Raw genomic sequence first — 17,233 nt, 5'->3', positions numbered from 1 at the left:
TTAATATCATTCGTTAAACGAAGCTACCAATTTTTAAAGTTTAATTAACTTTCTATTTGTTTCTGTTCGTTCTGTTTTAATTTTAATGAAATAGACACCAGTTGATATATCATCTATTTCGTAATTTTCTGAGATTGAAAATTCTTTTAGTTTTTTTCCAGAAATATTATATAATTCTATTGTTTTAATAGTTGAGTTATTTAAATTTTCAATTTTAAAATAATCTGAAGTAGGATTTGGATAAATCTTTATATCTTCTAAGTTAATCTCATCAATACTTAAGTCTTCTTGAATAATAATAGTGGTTTCATTATCAGTAATTATTGGTGCATTAAAATCAAAATAAATATCTGCTTTATTACTAAAATTATCTCCAACGTTTAAAGTAGGTAATGTTTTTATTTTAAATAATACATATCCATCGTTATTAGCGTCATCAAAAGGTAATTGAATGTTTTCAAATATAAATTCCACCTCATTCCCATTTCTAATTCTTGTATAAAAATCGTGACTTCCATTTAGAGGAAGCAAAGTAGATATATCGTATTTTGACATATCAATAACATCTTTTACTACTACATTTACAGCACTTGCGCTTCCTGTGTTTTCAAATCTTACTAAGTAATGTATGTAATTCCCAACTTGATCTAATGTTACTGTGTCGCCTTCTAAACAGGTCTTGTTATTTGGATCAAAAGAATTTACTACTTCTTGATTTAATTGTGTTGTATTATCGTCTGGTGTTTCATCTATATCGTCTGGATTAATTGTCGCAGAGTAATCTAAATAATCGCCACTGTTTAAAGGAAAGTCAGCATCGGTTGGTGTGTTTAAAGTCATTGTGAGGCTTATTTCTCTTGTTTCAAAAGGTAGTAAATCTGTATAATTCCACACTAAATTACCAAAGGTTTGAGAATCTGCAATAGGGTTTGAAGATAGAAAGTTTATATAGTTATCATCAAATGAAAAATCAATATTACCAGATAGTGTTGTGTTCCCTTTATTTTTAAATATAATTTTATAATCGGTATCAAAACCAGGTCTTGCAGCTTCAATTGGGATAATAATTAGTTCTAAATCGTTAAAAGCACCATTTGCGGTAATACAGAAATCTTGATTAAACGGACTTGAGTTTGATGGAAAACTGAGATTTACACTAGAGGGATTAATCGTCCAATAATTAGATTCAACAAGCTGACTACTCAATACATGTTCTCCTTCTGGTAAGGTGTAAGAATACTCGTTTAAATTATTTACATAAAAAACATCTGAATTTGTGTTATCTGAAACTGAAAACTGTACATCAAAAATAGAATTAGTCGTATATGGCAAACAACCAGTACCTAAGTCAACTAAAACGTTACCTGTTACTTCGTAATAATCTCCACCTAAAACAAACGTACAATAAGGATGTATGACTACTGCAGAATTATCGTTTTGATAACCGTTTTCAACCACACTAAATTCATCACTGTCTATACATATAAACTGAATATCTGTTTCGTAACTGCTATTAAAGTGTTGTAAAATATTGCCATTTTTCAAATTAAGTTCAGTTAAACTACTAGAGCTTAGAGAAAAGCGCTTAGTATTAACTGTAGATAAATCCAATGGGCTGTTAGTAGATAAACTTTGAAATGTTAAAAATCTTAAACCTTCAATATTTGTTAAGCTTACCTCGTCAGAATTTATATTACCTATAAAAAGGGAAGCATCTAAAGCACTATCTATATAGCTAAAACTACTGTTTTGTATAGTTAACGATTCATTAATATACCATAATTCTATAGCTCCAATTCCACCAATATTGTTGCTTAAAGAAAAAGAGTTAACACCACGAATTTCAATATCTTTTAATCCTTGATTGTTAAAAGATAAGTCTAAACTAGAAGGGGTATTACTACTATACCCATCTTGTATAAAATCTATTTTCTCTAATGAAGTAGAGGCATCACTTCCTTGTATTGAAGTTAAGTTTTCTGTATATCTAAAAATAAACTCTTCTAGTAAAGTCGTATTAGAAATATCGATTGCATTACCTGTAAATTCATCTATTGTAAGATATTTTAAAGCAGGCATTCCCAATAAATTTAATGAAGTATAAGTACCAGAAAGAATACGAAGTTCCTCAAGATTATTGTGGGTTCCAAAAATTAAATTATCTGTTAATTGAGAACTTTGAATCCTAACATATTCTAAATTTGGTAAATTGGTTAAATCGAAAAGAGGGTTATTAAAGCCAACATTTTGTAGTTCAAAATGAGTTAATGCTGGATTGTTAAATGTAAAGCTATCAATGCTTGAAGATAATTTTAATGTCTGTAAAGCTTGCCAAATACTAAAATCTAATGAATTTACATCTATGCTTGTTACTTCTAAAAATAAGAGATTACTAAAGTTTTCAAAACCGCCTAAGCTTTCAATATTATATGCTTGAGTGTTAAATTTAAAATGTGTGATTTGATTAGCCTCACTTAATTGTATTTGGTTATCATTGTTAAAATCGGCTGTAGAGTCAAAAACACCATCTCCATCAGTATCTACACACAGTTTAGTGGTTAAATAGGTGAGTAAATCAGGGTCGCTAAAAGTAATGTCTTGACTGTACCCAAAAACTGAGCATAATAATAAAAAAAATGTTATTCTAAACATGTATTATTTTTTTAGTTAGTTATGCTATTATTATTGTCAAAATTGTGGACAATACAAATTATGTTTAATGTTGTAGTATTTAAGCAATAGCCAAACGAAACTAGTGTTTTTTAAGTTTAGAAACAAATTAAACAATAGTATTACTCCACATAAAGCGCACCTCTATGTGGTTTAAGCGCATCTCTAATTGGTCGCATTTCATCATCATTAACAACCATAAACGCAATGCTGTGCATATCGTTTAGTTGCTCATAACCAGTAATGTTTAAGGCTGTTTTTTTTATGGCAATGTAGTCTTTTAAGTGCATGTGATGATGCTCGGCAATTTTATGTGCATCAGGTCCTCGAAAATCCCAAATAAGTTTTAGTTTACGCATGCTGTACAGAGTGTCCTTTTTCGGCAAAATTTTTAAAATCTTCCATATATTTCATAGATTGTTTTTTAAATAGCTTAGGCATTAATAAAGTAAGAATACGCATTTTTAAATTGGTTGCAACAAACTCACTGTGAGCAGTCCATTTTGTATAGCCTTGTGGAGTTATAGTAAAAAAGTTTTTTTGGATATTATGCATGCCTTTTGTATCGTAAATAAAATGATATTGCTCTGGCAACTCTTTGTGTGTTACAGATTCTATTAAAGACATCTTCCTGTTATTAATCACATAATTAAGCTTCATTTTAGAGCCAACAGCACCAGGACTACCAGAAACATGCTCAAAGCTAATTAAACCTTCTTGCCAATGTTTTAAATTGTTTAGATTGTTTAATTTTTCTAAAACGTCATCGCGTTTTAATTCAATAATAATCTCAGAACTGTATTTCATTGATAGTTAATATTATGTAGAGATAAAATAATACTATTATAACAAATTTAAAAAAATAAGTGATTGCTAAGTTAAACAATCTAATAATACTGTTTAATCCATCTATAAAGTGTTGATGTTATTTATTTCGTTAAATTATTAGCAAACATACTCCATAATTTTTTTTACAAGTGTTATTTTCTGTTTCTTAGAAAATTTTATTTACACACTAAAAATTGTTTCATAACGTTTGTTATTTACTTGCTAAATACTGTAATATTAGTATTTTTGCAGGTACTTTAAAAAATGCAACACTCTATGAAAATTAAATACCTACTACTTTTTATTTTTGGGCTGGCAACTCAAATACAATTTGCGCAACATAATAACAAACAGGTGTTATTTACAATAGATGATGAGCTAATTTACGCCAGTGATTTTGAACGTGTTTACAAAAAAAACTTAGACTTAGTAAAAGACCAAACACAAAAAGATGTTGAGCGTTATTTGGAGTTATTTATTAACTACAAATTAAAGCTTAAAGAAGCTAAAGCCTTAGGCTTAGACAAAAAATCTCAATATTTAAGGGAGTTTAATAGTTATAAAAACCAACTGTCTAAAAACTATTTAAAAGATAATGAAGTTACAGATGCTTTAGTAAAAGAAGCATACGAGCGAGTATCTAACGAGGTAAAAGCAAGGCATATATTAATTCGTTTAAATGGAGATGAAACACCTGCAGATACTTTAAAAGCATACAATAGGTTACTCGCTTTAAAAGAACGTATTAAAAAAGAAGGTTTTGAGACGGTACAAAAAGAAGTGCACGATGGTGCTACTGTTTATGCAGAAGATTTAGGATATTTTTCAGGGTTTAAAATGGTGTATAGTTTCGAAAACGTTGCGTTTAATACAAACGTTGGTGAGGTTTCAGAGCCATTTAAAACTCGTTTTGGTTACCATATTGTAGAGGTGTTAGATAAAAGGCCAACTCGCGGAAAACGTACAGTTGCACATATTATGATTGCCACTAAAGATAGTATAGATGCTGAAAAACGCATCAATGCTATATACAAAAAAATACAGCAAGGTGAAGATTTCGAAGCTTTAGCAAAACAATTTTCAGACGATAAAAGCTCTTCTAAAAATGGTGGAAAAATAGCACCTTTTGCTAGCGGAGAATTAAGTTCTAACATATTTGAAGAAGTTGCATTTAGCCTCACCAAAGAAAATAATTTATCACAACCCTTTAAAAGTAATTTTGGATGGCATATTGTAAAGCTATACAATACAGAAACCACTCCAGAATTTAGTAAAATAAAAGCAGAGTTAGAGAATAAAGTAAAGCGAGACAGTAGGTCAGAGTTAATAAACTCTGCAATGGCTGCAAAGCTTAAAAACAAATATAATGTAAAAGACAATCCTAAAGCTTTAGCTTATTTTGCCTCTATAGTAAATAAAAATTATACTACTCGAACGTGGAGTTTACCTTCAGATTTTTCTGCTGAAACTCCTCTTGTTACAATAGGAAAAAAGCAATTAAAATATAGTGACTTCGGAAACTATTTAACACAAACACAACGTATTCCGTTAGGTAAAATGCCAATTAAGGAGTTAGTAGAAAAAAAATACGAACAATTTTTAGAAACCGAATTGTTTAAGTACCAAGAAGCACATTTAGAGGAAGAAAATCCAGAATACGCTCAAATTGTAAGCGAGTATAGAGATGGATTATTACTTTTCGATTTAATGGATACTAAAATTTGGAGTGCAGCCAAAACCGATACTGTTGGACTTAAAAACTTTTACGAGGCAAACAAACAAAACTATATTTGGAATGATAGAGTAGATGCAATTGTAGCGTCTTCAGCTTCAAAAAAAGAAATAAAAAAAGTAGCAAAACTATTAGATAAAAATGTTGATATTGAAACTATAAAATCAAAGATAAATAAAGCCGATAAAGTTAACGTGTTATTTACAAAAGGCGTAATGGATGCACAACATCAAGCACTTCCAAGGGACTTTAAATTTAAAAAAGGACTCTCTTCAATCCACAAGCATAACAATAGCTTTGTGGTTGTTAAAGTAAATGCTATTATGCCAAAAACGATTAAAACTTTCGAAGAAGCAAAAGGTCAGGTTAGTAGTGAATTCCAAGAAGAAACAGAAGCAAAATGGATTAAGCAATTAAGAGACAAGCACACTATTAAAGTAAATCAAGCCACGTTACAAGCATTAAAATCTAAATTACAACCTAAATAATTGCGATACAAAATTAACATACTTTACTTAGCCATTGCAACCCTATTAACCAGTTGCAACTATTTTAATACCGTAGATACCTCAAACGCTATTGCACGTGTTAATGAGGAGTATTTATACCAAGACGATATTAAAAATTTGGTGCCAGAAAACGCAACAAAAGAGGATAGTACACAATTAGTAAATAGTTTTATAAACTCTTGGGCAACACAACAGTTGTTATTACAAGGCGCAAAAATAAATTTAAACGAGTATAAACAAGCCGAATATGATGAGTTGGTAGAGCAATATAAAACCGATTTATATAGTAAAGCATATTTAGAAGCATTAGTTAACAAAAACTTAGATACTATTGTTAATGCTAACGAAGCAGAAGCCTATTATAATCAAAACACTGAAGCGTTTATGCTTAATGAAGATTTAATAAAATTTAGATATATTAATATAGATGCTAAACGATTAGATTTAAAAGAAATAACTGAAAAATTTAAAGTGTTTAATAACGCTAATAAGCGAGATCTAGACTCTATTTCTATTCAATTTAAATCCTATTCATTAAACGATTCTGTTTGGATAAAAGTAGATAAGGCAATAGAAAAAATTCCAGTACTCTCTCCCGAGAATAGAGAAGAACTGTTAAAAAAATCTAATTTTATACAACTCAAAGATTCATTAGGACTATATTTGATGCAAATTGAAGACGTAGCAACAAGAAACACTATTGCACCATTAGAATATGTAAGGCCAACAGTAAATCAAATTGTTATTAATAAACGCAAATTAGATCTCATTACACAATTAAAAAAAGACATAACAAAAGATGCCATTAAAAATAAAAAATTTGAACTCCTTGATTAATACTAAACATATAGCATTAGCTATTTGCAGTTTTGTATTTGTAAATGCAATTACAGCACAAGAACTAATTGAAGAAACCGTAGCCTCAGTAAAACAAGCAGATACAACTAAAAATACAGGACCTATAAAAGTAGATGGTGTAGCAGCAGTAGTTGGAGACTATATAGTTTTAGATAGCGATATTGATAAAACTATTTTACAAATTGAAGCACAAGGAGGCGATGCAAGTAAATTTTCGCGTTGTAGCCTATTTGGTAAGCTTTTAGAAGACAAATTGTACGCTCACCACGCAATAGAAGACAGTGTTGAGGTTTCTGATGCCGAAATTCGCTCTTTTGTAGATCAACAAATACAACAATTTAAATTACAATTTAATGGCTCTTTAGACGAGGTTTTAAAGTTTTATAACAAAGAAGACGAGCAGAGTTTAAGAGACGAAATGTTTACCATAAACAAAAACAATAAGCTGGCTGCTGCAATGCAGAAAAAAATTGTTGACGAAGTAGAAGTTACTCCAGAAGAAGTAAGACAATTTTTTAATAACATTCCAAAAGAGGAGCGTCCAACATTTGGTACAGAACTTAAAGTAGCTCAAATAGTAATTGAGCCAAAAGTAAACGAGGCCGAAAAACAACGAGTTATAAAGCAATTAAACGAAATTAGAGATGATGTCCTAAAAGGAGCAAGCTTTCTATCTAAAGTTATATTTTATACAGATGATACAGCTTCAAAAAAAGATGGAGGAATGTACACTCTAAATAGAAAACGACCACAAATGGTAAAAGAATTTAGAGAAGTGGCATTTGCTTTACAAGAAGGCGAAATCTCTAAACCATTTGCAACAGAATATGGCTACCATATTATTTATTTAGAAAAAATTAGAGGACAAGAATACGATGTTAGACATATTTTAATAATTCCTAAAGTTTCTGAAACCGAAGTAATGGCAGCAAAAACACGTCTTGAAGATGTGAAAAAGAAAATTGAAAATAATGAAATTTCATTTGCAGATGCAGCAAGAGAAATGAGTGACGAAAAAGAAACTAAATTTCAAGGCGGACAATTAATTAATCCTGCAACACAAGACTATAATTTTGAATTAACTAAAATGGACCCAGAACTCTATGGTCAAATTCAAGATTTAAAAGATAATCAAATAAGTGAAGTGCTTACAGATGAAGGCAGAACAGGAAAAGTGAAATTTAAGATTTTAAAAATTTCAGACAGAATAAATGAGCACGAAGCAGATTATGCTCGCGATTATTTAAAAATTAAAGAGTTAGCACTTAACGAAAAACGCTTTAAAGCTATCGATAAGTGGCAAAACGAAAAAATAATGGATACATACATTAAAATTAGTGACGATAAAAAAGACTGCGATTTTAATAGTAACTGGTTAAAAAAATAAGTATGTCTGACGTAGCAGCAGTAACCCAATTAGTAAATAAATACAAAACATTAAAAACCGAAATAGCGAAAGTTATAGTAGGTCAGGATGATGTTATAGATCAAATTTTAATATCTATATTTTCTGGTGGTCACGCCTTGCTTATAGGTGTACCAGGTTTGGCAAAAACATTAATGGTTAATACTATTGCGCAAACTTTAGGTTTAAATTTTAAACGCATTCAGTTTACACCAGATTTAATGCCAAGTGATATACTTGGTAGTGAAATATTAGACGAAAGCAGAAACTTTAAATTTATAAAAGGACCTATTTTTTCTAATATTATTCTTGCAGACGAAATTAACAGAACACCTCCAAAAACGCAAGCCGCTTTATTAGAAGCCATGCAAGAAAGAGCTGTGACTGTTGCAGGACACCATTACAAATTAGATTTGCCCTATTTTGTATTAGCAACGCAAAACCCAATTGAGCAAGAAGGAACATACCCTTTACCAGAAGCTCAATTAGACCGTTTTATGTTTGCTATAAACTTAGATTATCCAACTTTTGAAGAAGAAGTACAAGTGGTAAAATCTACGACAAGCGATATCAAACCAACAATAAATCCTGTTTTAAATGCTCAGGAAATTATAGATTTTCAGCAATTAATACGTCGTATTCCTGTTGCAGATAATGTAATAGAGTATGCTGTAAAAATGGTTGGTAAAACAAGACCAAACTCTACAACAGCAGCAGAATTAGTGGCAAATTATGTAGATTGGGGAGCTGGGCCAAGAGCATCACAAAATCTTATTTTAGCAGCAAAAACTCATGCAGCAATACAAGGTAAATTCTCACCAGATATAGAGAATGTACAAGCAGTGGCAACGAGTATATTGCGACACAGAATGATTAAAAATTATAAAGCCGAAGCCGAAGGTGTAACCGAAGAACAAATAATTAAAAGCCTGTTTTAATCATGAATATTAAAAACTTATTAGTGTCTTTAATCCTGTTTTTAATAGGTTTTATTTTGGTTATTTTAGGCTCGTTATTTAAAATTCAACACTGGCCTTATGGTAGTGAACTACTTACTTTAGGTATGTTTCTAAAAGTAATTGCAGCTATTATACTTATTATTAAACTTATTAAGTATGCTAAGACAAAACAATAAGTAATACTTCTTCAACTTAAGTTTCTTATCAATTTAATATTTTTCAGCCAATAAATTACATATAATTTAATATATAAGCTAATTTCATGTTTTTTATTGAAGAATATTCATTCATTTTCATCTTTCGTTATATATTTTTAAATTACTCAATAATTTAGTAAATTTGCAAAACCGGATTAGTTCGGTAAAATTCTAATTTAATTTAACCTTAAAACGATACTCTATGGCATTCGATATTGACATGATTAAAAAGGTTTACGCACAAATGGAAGAGCGCATAACAGCTGCTCGAGAAGTTGTTGGTAAACCATTAACACTTTCAGAAAAAATTCTATACAATCACCTTTGGGATGGTAAAGCAACTAAAGCCTTTACAAGAGGAAAGGATTACGTAGATTTTGCACCAGATCGTATTGCATGTCAAGATGCTACAGCTCAAATGGCCCTATTGCAATTTATGCAAGCAGGAAAACCAAAAGTGGCTGTGCCAACAACTGTGCATTGCGATCACTTAATACAAGCTAAAGAAGGAGCTAAAAAAGATTTACTGCATGCAAACGATGTGAGTAGTGAGGTATTTAACTTCTTAGAATCTGTGTCTAATAAATACGGAATTGGTTTCTGGAAACCAGGAGCAGGAATTATACACCAAGTAGTATTAGAAAATTATGCATTTCCTGGAGGAATGATGATTGGTACAGATTCTCATACAGTAAATGCTGGTGGATTAGGTATGGTAGCCATTGGAGTTGGAGGTGCAGATGCTGTAGATGTTATGGCAGGAATGGCTTGGGAATTAAAATTTCCTAAATTAATTGGAGTACGTTTAACAGGAAAACTTTCTGGTTGGACTGCACCAAAAGATGTAATTTTAAAAGTCGCTGAAATTCTTACAGTAAAAGGAGGGACAGGAGCTATTGTAGAATATTTTGGGCCTGGAGCTCTAGCAATGTCTTGTACAGGTAAAGGTACAATATGTAATATGGGAGCAGAAATAGGAGCTACTACTTCTACATTTGGCTATGACGATTCTATGGAGCGTTATTTACGCGCTACAGAAAGAGCAGATGTTGCAGATGCTGCAAATAAAGTAAGAGAACATTTAACTGCAGATGCTGAGGTTTATGAAAATCCAGAGCAGTATTTTGATCAAGTAATAGATATTAACTTATCAGAGTTAGGACCATTATTAAATGGACCTTTTACACCAGATTTATCAACGCAAGTTGGTAAAGAAATGACTAAAAAGGCAACGGAAAACGATTGGCCTATTAAAGTAGAATGGGGCTTAATAGGATCGTGTACAAACTCATCTTACGAGGATTTATCTAGAGCATCTTCTATTGCACAACAAGCATTAGACAAAGGTTTAAAGATGAAATCTGAACTAGGTATCAATCCTGGATCAGAGAAAGTACGCTATACAGCAGATAGAGATGGTATTCTTGGAATATTCGAAAAGCTAGATGCTAAAATATTCACTAACGCTTGTGGTCCATGTATTGGACAATGGGCAAGATATAGTGACCCTAAAAATGCACCTAAAAACAGTATAGTACACTCTTTTAATAGAAACTTTGCTAAGCGTGCAGATGGGAACCCAAATACGCATGCTTTTGTAGCTTCGCCAGAATTAACTGCAGCAATTGCTATTGCAGGACGTTTAGATTTTAATCCTTTAAAAGATAAATTAATTAACGAAAATGGACAAGAAGTAATGTTTACGGAACCTACTGGATGGGAATTGCCACCTAAAGGATTTGATGTAGAAGACGATGGTTATTTAGCACCAGTTGCAGATGGAAGTGGCGTAGAAGTTTCAGTTAAAGAAGATTCTGAGCGTTTACAACTATTAACTCCTTTTGAGCCTATTGGTAATACAATAAATGGAGCTAAACTTTTAATAAAAGCCTTTGGTAAATGTACAACAGATCATATTTCTATGGCTGGTCCTTGGTTACGTTACAGAGGACATTTAGATAATATTGCTAATAATACTTTAATAGGAGCTGTTAATGCATTTGGTAAGAAAACTAACTTTGTTAAAAACCAATTAACAGGAGAATATGGTGGAGTACCAGATACTGCAAGAGCATATAAAGCAGCAGGTGTACCAAGTATTGTAGTTGGTGATCATAATTATGGAGAAGGGTCCTCTAGAGAGCATGCAGCAATGCAACCAAGGCATTTAGGTGTAGCAGCAGTTATTGTAAAGTCTTTTGCACGTATTCACGAAACTAACCTTAAAAAACAAGGAATGTTAGGGTTAACGTTTGCAAATGAAAGCGATTACGATCTAATACAAGAAGATGATACGTTTAACTTTGTAGATTTAAACGAATTTGCACCAAATAAACAATTAACATTAGAAGTAGTACATAAAGATGGAACTAAAGATACCATTATGTTAAATCATACTTATAACCAATCTCAAATAGATTGGTACAATGAAGGTTCTGCTTTAAACTTAATTAAAAAAGAAAATGCAGGTTAAAATTAAGTTGTAACACACTCATTAAAAGACTCCTAAAGAAAATTAGGAGTTTTTTTTTGTTAATTATGTAAGTGCTTTAACTATAGTTCGACCAAAGGCAGTATAATAACAAAAAAACAAAACAATGATTAAAAAAATGATTTTAGGAGCTTTGGCATTAAGTTTATTTGCCACCTCTTGTAGTAACGACGACGATGCAACACCACAAGCAGCAACTGCACCATTAACAGTAGATTTTAGTGGATTAGAAGAATTAGGAGACGATTATGTTTACGAAGGTTGGATTATAGTAGATGGTTCTCCTGTCTCTACAGGGACTTTTACATCTGTAGGTCCACAAACATTTCAAGTAAATCCTACACAATTAGCAGCTGCAACAAAATTTGTATTATCAATTGAACCTGCAGGAGAAACAGGAGCAGAAGCTTTAGCTCCAGCAGCAACAAAAGTATTAGTTGGAGATTTCTCTGGTGCCACAGCAGATTTAACAACTGCAATCGTTGGAGATTTTAGTACAGCTTCTGGAACATTCTTTTTAAGAACACCAACAGACGAAACAGGAACAAACAATGGAAACGATGAAAACGGAGTTTGGTTTGGAGCACCAGGAATGCCACCAACAGCTAACTTTACATTACCAGTGTTACCAGAAGGTTGGGTTTACGAAGGTTGGGTAGTTGGAGAAACAGGACCATTAACAACAGGAACGTTTACAGACTTTGGAGCAGCAGATGGAGCAGCACCTTTTAGTGGTGCAGCAGCAGGACCACCTGTACCAGGAGAAGATTTTTTTGAAAACGAACCTGCTGGAGAATCCTTTCCTCTTGATGTAAGAAATAGAACTGTAGTGATTTCTGTAGAGCCTTTTCCAGACAATTCGCCAGCACCTTTTGCAATGAAGCCTTTAGTTGGTACTGCAGGCATGGACACAGCTCCAGCAACACATGATTTTGGATTAAATTTAGGGTCTTTACCAACAGGTACTGTAACTAGATAATAATATAATATTAAAAGAATGGCATACTTATTTTACAAATATGGATTTCGATTTATAACGTAAAATAGTATTGTTTGTTTTTTATTAGATTTGAAGCGTTATTTCGTAATTTTGAGATAACGCTTCATTGTTTTTTATTATGAAAAATTTAAACTTTAAGAATATTATTTTCTTCGTTATTATTTTAGTTTTAATAATTCCGCAGACTAGGCAGCCTATACAAGTAGCACTTCACAAAGGGTTAGCTTTATTTAGTCCATCTATAAAAACCTCTGAAACTCTTGAGGTTGTAACAACGTACAATTGGAAACTAAAAACAATACATGGAGAAGGTTATAATTTTAATAGCGCTAAAAATAAAGTAGTACTAGTTAATTTTTGGGCAACATGGTGTCCACCTTGTATAGCAGAAATGCCAAGTTTACAAGCTTTATATACTGATTATAAAGATGATGTTGAATTTGTTTTTATTTCAAATGAAGCATTAGAGGTTGTGCAAACATTTATAGAAAAAAAGGACTACACATTTACCACAGTTAAACCTTTAGAACAGCCAAAAACTGAACAATTTAGCGTGTCTGGTATTCCTAGAACGTTTTTAATTAGTAAAACAGGAGAAATAGTTATTGATAAAACAGGTGCTGCAAATTGGAATAGTGAAGCAGTAAGAACTAAAATAGATGAGTTGCTTAAGTTATAAGGTTTTAAAAAACGCTTTAATAAAACTGAAGCTAAACAACGACCACATAATTTTAACATCTTCTAAAAATGAAGATTCTTCGTCTAAAAATCGAAACATAGTTTCTACATCATTTTTACTATAATAGTGCTCAAAAATCCATTCGCCTTTATGGTTTTCATCTTTTAAAACCTTCAAGAAAATTTTATCGTAAAACTTATATTTACGTTTAAATAAGTTTTTAGAAGGTAATTGGTTAGACTTCAAATTACTTAGTATTTGCGCTATTTTTTTTTCGGTGTGTTTAAAAGAATAGCCAGTTGAAGCTTTAACCCAACCTCCAGCAGTACCAATTTTTGTTATTTTTTTAGTGTTGTATTTTTCAAAAGGAAACGTGGTCATTGGTATTTGTCCAGTCTCTGTTTCAACTATAAAATAGTTTTCTAAATTTAAATAATTTTTAATATAGCGTTGTATAAACTTATCGTAAGTAGCTTCTTCTACTAAGGTTTCAGTAAAATATGTAAACTCAACTAAGGCTTCGGTTTTAGAAAATGGTAGAACATACATAAATGTAGTTTGTTCTCCATCTTTTAATCTGTAATCCATCATTGTTACACAATCCTCTTCAAAAAAAGGGTTTTCGGTTGTAATAATCCACCCTTTAAAATGTTGTATTAATGTGGTGTGTTTATTGTTTTCAATTTTAAAATCTTCAGTTATTCTGCTATCAAAAACATGATGAGCTTTACATTTACTAGTTTTTGTGCTTACAGTTACCATTTCATTTTCAAAAACACCTGTAACGTGGTCTATAATAAAAGTAAAATTCTTTTTTTTGATTAGTGTTCCTTTTGCATAGTTATAAAAATCTAATGCACGAATACTTTTATATTTGTAAGGATTTAGACTAAGATTGATGTTTTTATTATGCGTATGTATTTTTGCTTTTTGCCAAGTTTTATAAACTAAAGTATCCCAAATACTAGGCGCTGTTTCCCAAAAACTCCACGTTTTATCGTTTTCGTTTTTTTCAGAAGAATCAATTAAGGCAATGTTTTTAGTATTAAAAAAAGGGTCTTCAGCAAGTTTTAAAGCCAATTGGAGACCAGCTAATCCATTTCCAATAATTATATAATCGAAATAATGTATGGAATCATCCATTTACCTTTTAAAGTATTTAAATGGCACAAATAGCATCCCAAAGCATTCGCCATCGCCTTTGCCTAAGTGCTTATGGTGGATTTTATGTGCTCTACGAACGCCTTTAGCATACCAATTATTGGCATTTCTAAACAGCTTAAAGCGCTGGTGTATAAAAATATCATGCACTAAAAAGTAGGCTGCTCCATAAGCCATAATACCTAAACCAATTGGTAAGCAATACCAAATATTCTCGTAACTCCATAGGTAAAAGCAGGTCATGCTTACAATAGCGTAGAAAATAAAAAAGGCATCGTTACGCTCAAACCAACTGTCGTGATCTTTGTGGTGGTGGTCTTTATGAAGGCTCCATAAAAAACCATGCATAATATATTTGTGGGTAAACCAAGCCATAAATTCCATAGCGGAAAATGTGCCTATAAAAACTAATATCCAATATAGTGTTTGCATAATTACATTAAATTTAATTGATATTTTACATAGCTTCGTGTTAAAAGTTCTACTTTTTTATAGTTTGGAACTCTAATTCTTGTGTTTTTAATTTTAGCTGCAGGTGTGCGTCTTAATTTTTTGAGTAATTGTCTATAATATCTGTAAGCCATAAACACACCAAATTTAGCTTCTATAGGCAATTGTTTAATGCCTTCTAAACCTTTTGCAAAGTCTTGTTCTATATCATCTATTATTGCTTTTTTAGAAGCTTCGTCTAGATTTTTTAAATCAGTATTTGGAAAATATGTGCGATCTAAAGTTTCGAAATCTGCTTTAAGATCTCTTAAAAAATTTACTTTTTGGAAAGCAGAGCCTAAAGACATTGCAGATTCTTTTAAGGCGTTGTATTTTTCTTTATCGCCTTTTACAAACACATTTAAACACATTAAACCCACTACATCTGCAGAGCCATATATGTATTGCTTATATTCTTCATCTGTTAGATATTTAGATTTATAGAGGTCCATTTTCATGCTTTCCATAAAGGAATCTACCAAATGTTTTTCAATATTATAAGTTGTATAAGTATGTTGAAAAGCATTAAGGATAGGGTTTAGGCTTATTTTTTCGATTATTGCTTTTTCTAAATCGTCTTCAAAATCTTTAAAAAGTGTTTGTTTGTTGTAATCGTGAAATGAATCTACAATTTCGTCTGCAAATCTCACAAACCCATATATATTATAAATGTCTTGCCTAATACTATTAGATAGCATTTTTGTCGCTAACGAAAACGAAGTACTGTAAGATTTTGTAACAATCTTAGAGCATTTATAGGAAACGTCGTCAAATAATGTTTTCATTGTTTTAAGTACTGTGTTTTGTTATGAGTTTAGATACGAGTTTACCAGAAATTAATGCTGGTGGAACTCCAGGTCCAGGTACTGTTAGTTGACCTGTAAAATATAAATGTTTTACTTTTTTACTTTTTAAATTTGGGCGTAAAAAAGCTGTTTGCGTTAAAGTGTTTGCCATTCCATAGGCATTACCTTTGTAAGAATTATACTCGCTAATAAAATCGTTTACACAAAAAGACTCTTTAAAGATAATAGAATCTTTAATGTTCTGCGCTGTTAAAGACTCAAATCTTGAAATTATTTTATTAAAATAGTCTTCTCTTAGTTCTTCGGTATCTCTTAATCCTGGAGCAATAGGAATTAAAAAAAAGCCTGTTTCGCAACCATTTGGAGCCATTGATGCATCTGTTTTAGAGGGAAAATTTACGTAAAATAAAGGGTTACTAGGCCATTGAGGATTATCGTAAATTTCTTGAGCGTGAGTTTCGAAATTACTATCGAAAAATAAATTATGATGGTTTATATTATTCAGTTTTTTATTAAAACCTACATAGAATAGTAAGGAGGAAGGTGCAAAAGTTTTTTTACTCCAATAGTTTTCGGAATACTGTCTGTGTTTTTGTTCTAATAATGTTTCGGAATGATGATAGTCTGCACCACTTAAAACAACATCAGAGTTTATTGTATCTCCATTAACAATTATAGAAGATGCAATCCCATTATTAACAATAATTTTACTAACAGCACTGTCTGTTTTAATTTCTACACCTAAGCTTTTTGCTAAAGCTGTCATTGCTTTAATGATTTCGTACATACCACCTTTAGGATGCCATGTGCCTAGACCAAAATCGGCATAGTTCATAAAACTATAAAACGCAGGTGTATTGCTTGGTTTTGCACCTAAAAAGAGCACAGGGAATTCTAATGTTGATACTAATTTTGGATTTTTAAACTGTTTTCTAACTTCTCCACTTATAGTTTTAAAAAATTGATCGACTCTAGTAATAGTGTCTTTAGTCACTAGTTCTAAAGGAGAAATTCCTGGTTTTAATACCACTTTATTAATAGCAATATCATAATTAGAAGCCGCTTTTTTTATAAATGCTTTTAAGGGTATGGAACTACCTGGTTCTATTCGTTCAAACTCTGTAGCTATTTTATCTAATGTGTCTCCTATTGTAATTGTTTCGTCTTTAAAAAATATTTTATATGCAGGACTTAATTTATCTAACTCGTAATACTCAGATCTTTTTTTACCAAAATCTGCAAAAAATTTATCGAAAATATCAGGCATCCAATACCAACTTGGTCCAATATCAAAAGTGAAGCCTTCTTTTTTTAATTGTCTGCAACGACCTCCAACAGTATTATTTTTTTCGAAAACAGTAACGCTGTGTCCATCTTTAGCCAAATAACATGCAGCAGAAAGTGAGGAGAAGCCAGAACCGATTATTGAAATCTTTTTTTTCATAATAT

Annotated in this window: 15 protein-coding genes; 8 read left to right on the top strand and 7 right to left on the bottom strand. The window is 31.4% G+C overall.

Annotation, left to right across the window (positions count from 1 at the left end; all coding sequences use genetic code 11):
• Positions 1-33: 33 nt before the first annotated feature.
• From ACVC5O_RS15965 to ACVC5O_RS15955, 3 genes are all read right to left on the bottom strand, one after another.
• The gene (locus ACVC5O_RS15965) at positions 34-2,652 is read right to left on the bottom strand and encodes a T9SS type A sorting domain-containing protein (RefSeq protein ID WP_452222474.1); all 2,619 of its coding nucleotides are present in this window, start codon (positions 2,650-2,652) and stop codon (positions 34-36) included.
• A gap of 140 nt (positions 2,653-2,792) precedes the next feature.
• On the bottom strand, positions 2,793-3,029 hold the full coding sequence (locus tag ACVC5O_RS15960) for a hypothetical protein (protein WP_452222473.1): 237 nt from the start codon (positions 3,027-3,029) through the stop codon (positions 2,793-2,795).
• Positions 3,022-3,477, bottom strand: coding sequence for an SRPBCC family protein (locus ACVC5O_RS15955; RefSeq protein ID WP_452222472.1), 456 nt, complete (start codon positions 3,475-3,477; stop codon positions 3,022-3,024). Before ACVC5O_RS15955 ends, ACVC5O_RS15960 begins: the two co-directional genes overlap by 8 nt.
• A 297-nt stretch (positions 3,478-3,774) precedes the next feature.
• On the opposite strand from ACVC5O_RS15955, the gene ACVC5O_RS15950 reads away from it, so the two are divergent.
• The 8 genes from ACVC5O_RS15950 (at position 3,775) to ACVC5O_RS15915 (ending at position 13,328) form a co-directional block, all read left to right on the top strand.
• Entirely contained in the window at positions 3,775-5,718 is a 1,944-nt protein-coding gene (locus tag ACVC5O_RS15950) for a peptidylprolyl isomerase (RefSeq protein ID WP_452222471.1), read from the top strand.
• Positions 5,719-6,576 (top strand): peptidyl-prolyl cis-trans isomerase, encoded by an 858-nt coding sequence (locus ACVC5O_RS15945; protein ID WP_452222470.1) that lies wholly within the window; start codon positions 5,719-5,721, stop codon positions 6,574-6,576. It abuts the gene before it with no gap.
• Positions 6,539-7,984: a peptidylprolyl isomerase gene (locus ACVC5O_RS15940; RefSeq protein ID WP_452222469.1), complete on the top strand. Its 1,446-nt coding sequence runs from the start codon at positions 6,539-6,541 to the stop codon at positions 7,982-7,984. Before ACVC5O_RS15945 ends, ACVC5O_RS15940 begins: the two co-directional genes overlap by 38 nt.
• A gap of 2 nt (positions 7,985-7,986) precedes the next feature.
• Positions 7,987-8,940, top strand: a complete 954-nt coding sequence (locus tag ACVC5O_RS15935) for an AAA family ATPase (protein ID WP_452222468.1) — start codon at positions 7,987-7,989, stop codon at positions 8,938-8,940.
• A 2-nt stretch (positions 8,941-8,942) separates the two neighbouring features.
• Complete coding sequence (locus ACVC5O_RS15930) at positions 8,943-9,137, top strand: GldL-related protein (protein WP_452222467.1); 195 nt, start codon at positions 8,943-8,945, stop codon at positions 9,135-9,137.
• 223 nt (positions 9,138-9,360) lie between these two features.
• Positions 9,361-11,631: an aconitate hydratase gene (locus ACVC5O_RS15925; RefSeq protein WP_452222466.1), complete on the top strand. Its 2,271-nt coding sequence runs from the start codon at positions 9,361-9,363 to the stop codon at positions 11,629-11,631.
• A 124-nt stretch (positions 11,632-11,755) separates the two neighbouring features.
• Positions 11,756-12,628, top strand: coding sequence for an anti-sigma factor (locus ACVC5O_RS15920; protein ID WP_452222465.1), 873 nt, complete (start codon positions 11,756-11,758; stop codon positions 12,626-12,628).
• Between the two features lie 139 nt (positions 12,629-12,767).
• Entirely contained in the window at positions 12,768-13,328 is a 561-nt protein-coding gene (locus ACVC5O_RS15915) for a TlpA family protein disulfide reductase (RefSeq protein WP_452222464.1), read from the top strand.
• On the opposite strand, the gene ACVC5O_RS15910 is transcribed toward ACVC5O_RS15915, so the two are convergent.
• From ACVC5O_RS15910 to ACVC5O_RS15895, 4 genes are read right to left on the bottom strand one after another with little or no spacing between them, the layout of a single operon-like run.
• Complete coding sequence (locus tag ACVC5O_RS15910) at positions 13,323-14,471, bottom strand: lycopene cyclase family protein (protein WP_452222463.1); 1,149 nt, start codon at positions 14,469-14,471, stop codon at positions 13,323-13,325. The two genes, ACVC5O_RS15915 and ACVC5O_RS15910, sit on opposite strands and share 6 nt — an antisense overlap.
• Positions 14,472-14,921, bottom strand: coding sequence for a beta-carotene hydroxylase (locus tag ACVC5O_RS15905; protein WP_452222462.1), 450 nt, complete (start codon positions 14,919-14,921; stop codon positions 14,472-14,474). It lies immediately after the preceding gene.
• Positions 14,922-14,923: 2 nt separating this feature from the next.
• Positions 14,924-15,763, bottom strand: coding sequence for a phytoene/squalene synthase family protein (locus ACVC5O_RS15900; RefSeq protein WP_452222461.1), 840 nt, complete (start codon positions 15,761-15,763; stop codon positions 14,924-14,926).
• A gap of 4 nt (positions 15,764-15,767) precedes the next feature.
• Entirely contained in the window at positions 15,768-17,228 is a 1,461-nt protein-coding gene (locus ACVC5O_RS15895; RefSeq protein WP_452222460.1) for a phytoene desaturase family protein, read from the bottom strand.
• Between the last annotated feature and the right edge of the window lie 5 nt (positions 17,229-17,233).

The organism is Lacinutrix salivirga (genome assembly GCF_053604675.1).
Note: the sequence above shows the minus strand (reverse complement) of the source record. Positions and strands in the feature narration are given on the sequence as shown.

Bases quoted from the DNA above. Each gene is read 5' to 3' on its own strand.
- ACVC5O_RS15965 (WP_452222474.1), bottom strand. From the start codon at position 2,652: ATGTTTAGAATAACATTTTTTTTATTATTATGCTCAGTTTTTGGGTAC.
- ACVC5O_RS15960 (WP_452222473.1), bottom strand. From the start codon at position 3,029: ATGCGTAAACTAAAACTTATTTGGGATTTTCGAGGACCTGATGCACAT.
- ACVC5O_RS15955 (WP_452222472.1), bottom strand. From the start codon at position 3,477: ATGAAATACAGTTCTGAGATTATTATTGAATTAAAACGCGATGACGTT.
- ACVC5O_RS15950 (WP_452222471.1), top strand. From the start codon at position 3,775: ATGAAAATTAAATACCTACTACTTTTTATTTTTGGGCTGGCAACTCAA.
- ACVC5O_RS15940 (WP_452222469.1), top strand. From the start codon at position 6,539: ATGCCATTAAAAATAAAAAATTTGAACTCCTTGATTAATACTAAACAT.
- ACVC5O_RS15935 (WP_452222468.1), top strand. From the start codon at position 7,987: ATGTCTGACGTAGCAGCAGTAACCCAATTAGTAAATAAATACAAAACA.
- ACVC5O_RS15930 (WP_452222467.1), top strand. From the start codon at position 8,943: ATGAATATTAAAAACTTATTAGTGTCTTTAATCCTGTTTTTAATAGGT.
- ACVC5O_RS15925 (WP_452222466.1), top strand. From the start codon at position 9,361: ATGGCATTCGATATTGACATGATTAAAAAGGTTTACGCACAAATGGAA.
- ACVC5O_RS15920 (WP_452222465.1), top strand. From the start codon at position 11,756: ATGATTAAAAAAATGATTTTAGGAGCTTTGGCATTAAGTTTATTTGCC.
- ACVC5O_RS15915 (WP_452222464.1), top strand. From the start codon at position 12,768: ATGAAAAATTTAAACTTTAAGAATATTATTTTCTTCGTTATTATTTTA.
- ACVC5O_RS15910 (WP_452222463.1), bottom strand. From the start codon at position 14,471: ATGGATGATTCCATACATTATTTCGATTATATAATTATTGGAAATGGA.
- ACVC5O_RS15905 (WP_452222462.1), bottom strand. From the start codon at position 14,921: ATGCAAACACTATATTGGATATTAGTTTTTATAGGCACATTTTCCGCT.
- ACVC5O_RS15900 (WP_452222461.1), bottom strand. From the start codon at position 15,763: ATGAAAACATTATTTGACGACGTTTCCTATAAATGCTCTAAGATTGTT.
- ACVC5O_RS15895 (WP_452222460.1), bottom strand. From the start codon at position 17,228: ATGAAAAAAAAGATTTCAATAATCGGTTCTGGCTTCTCCTCACTTTCT.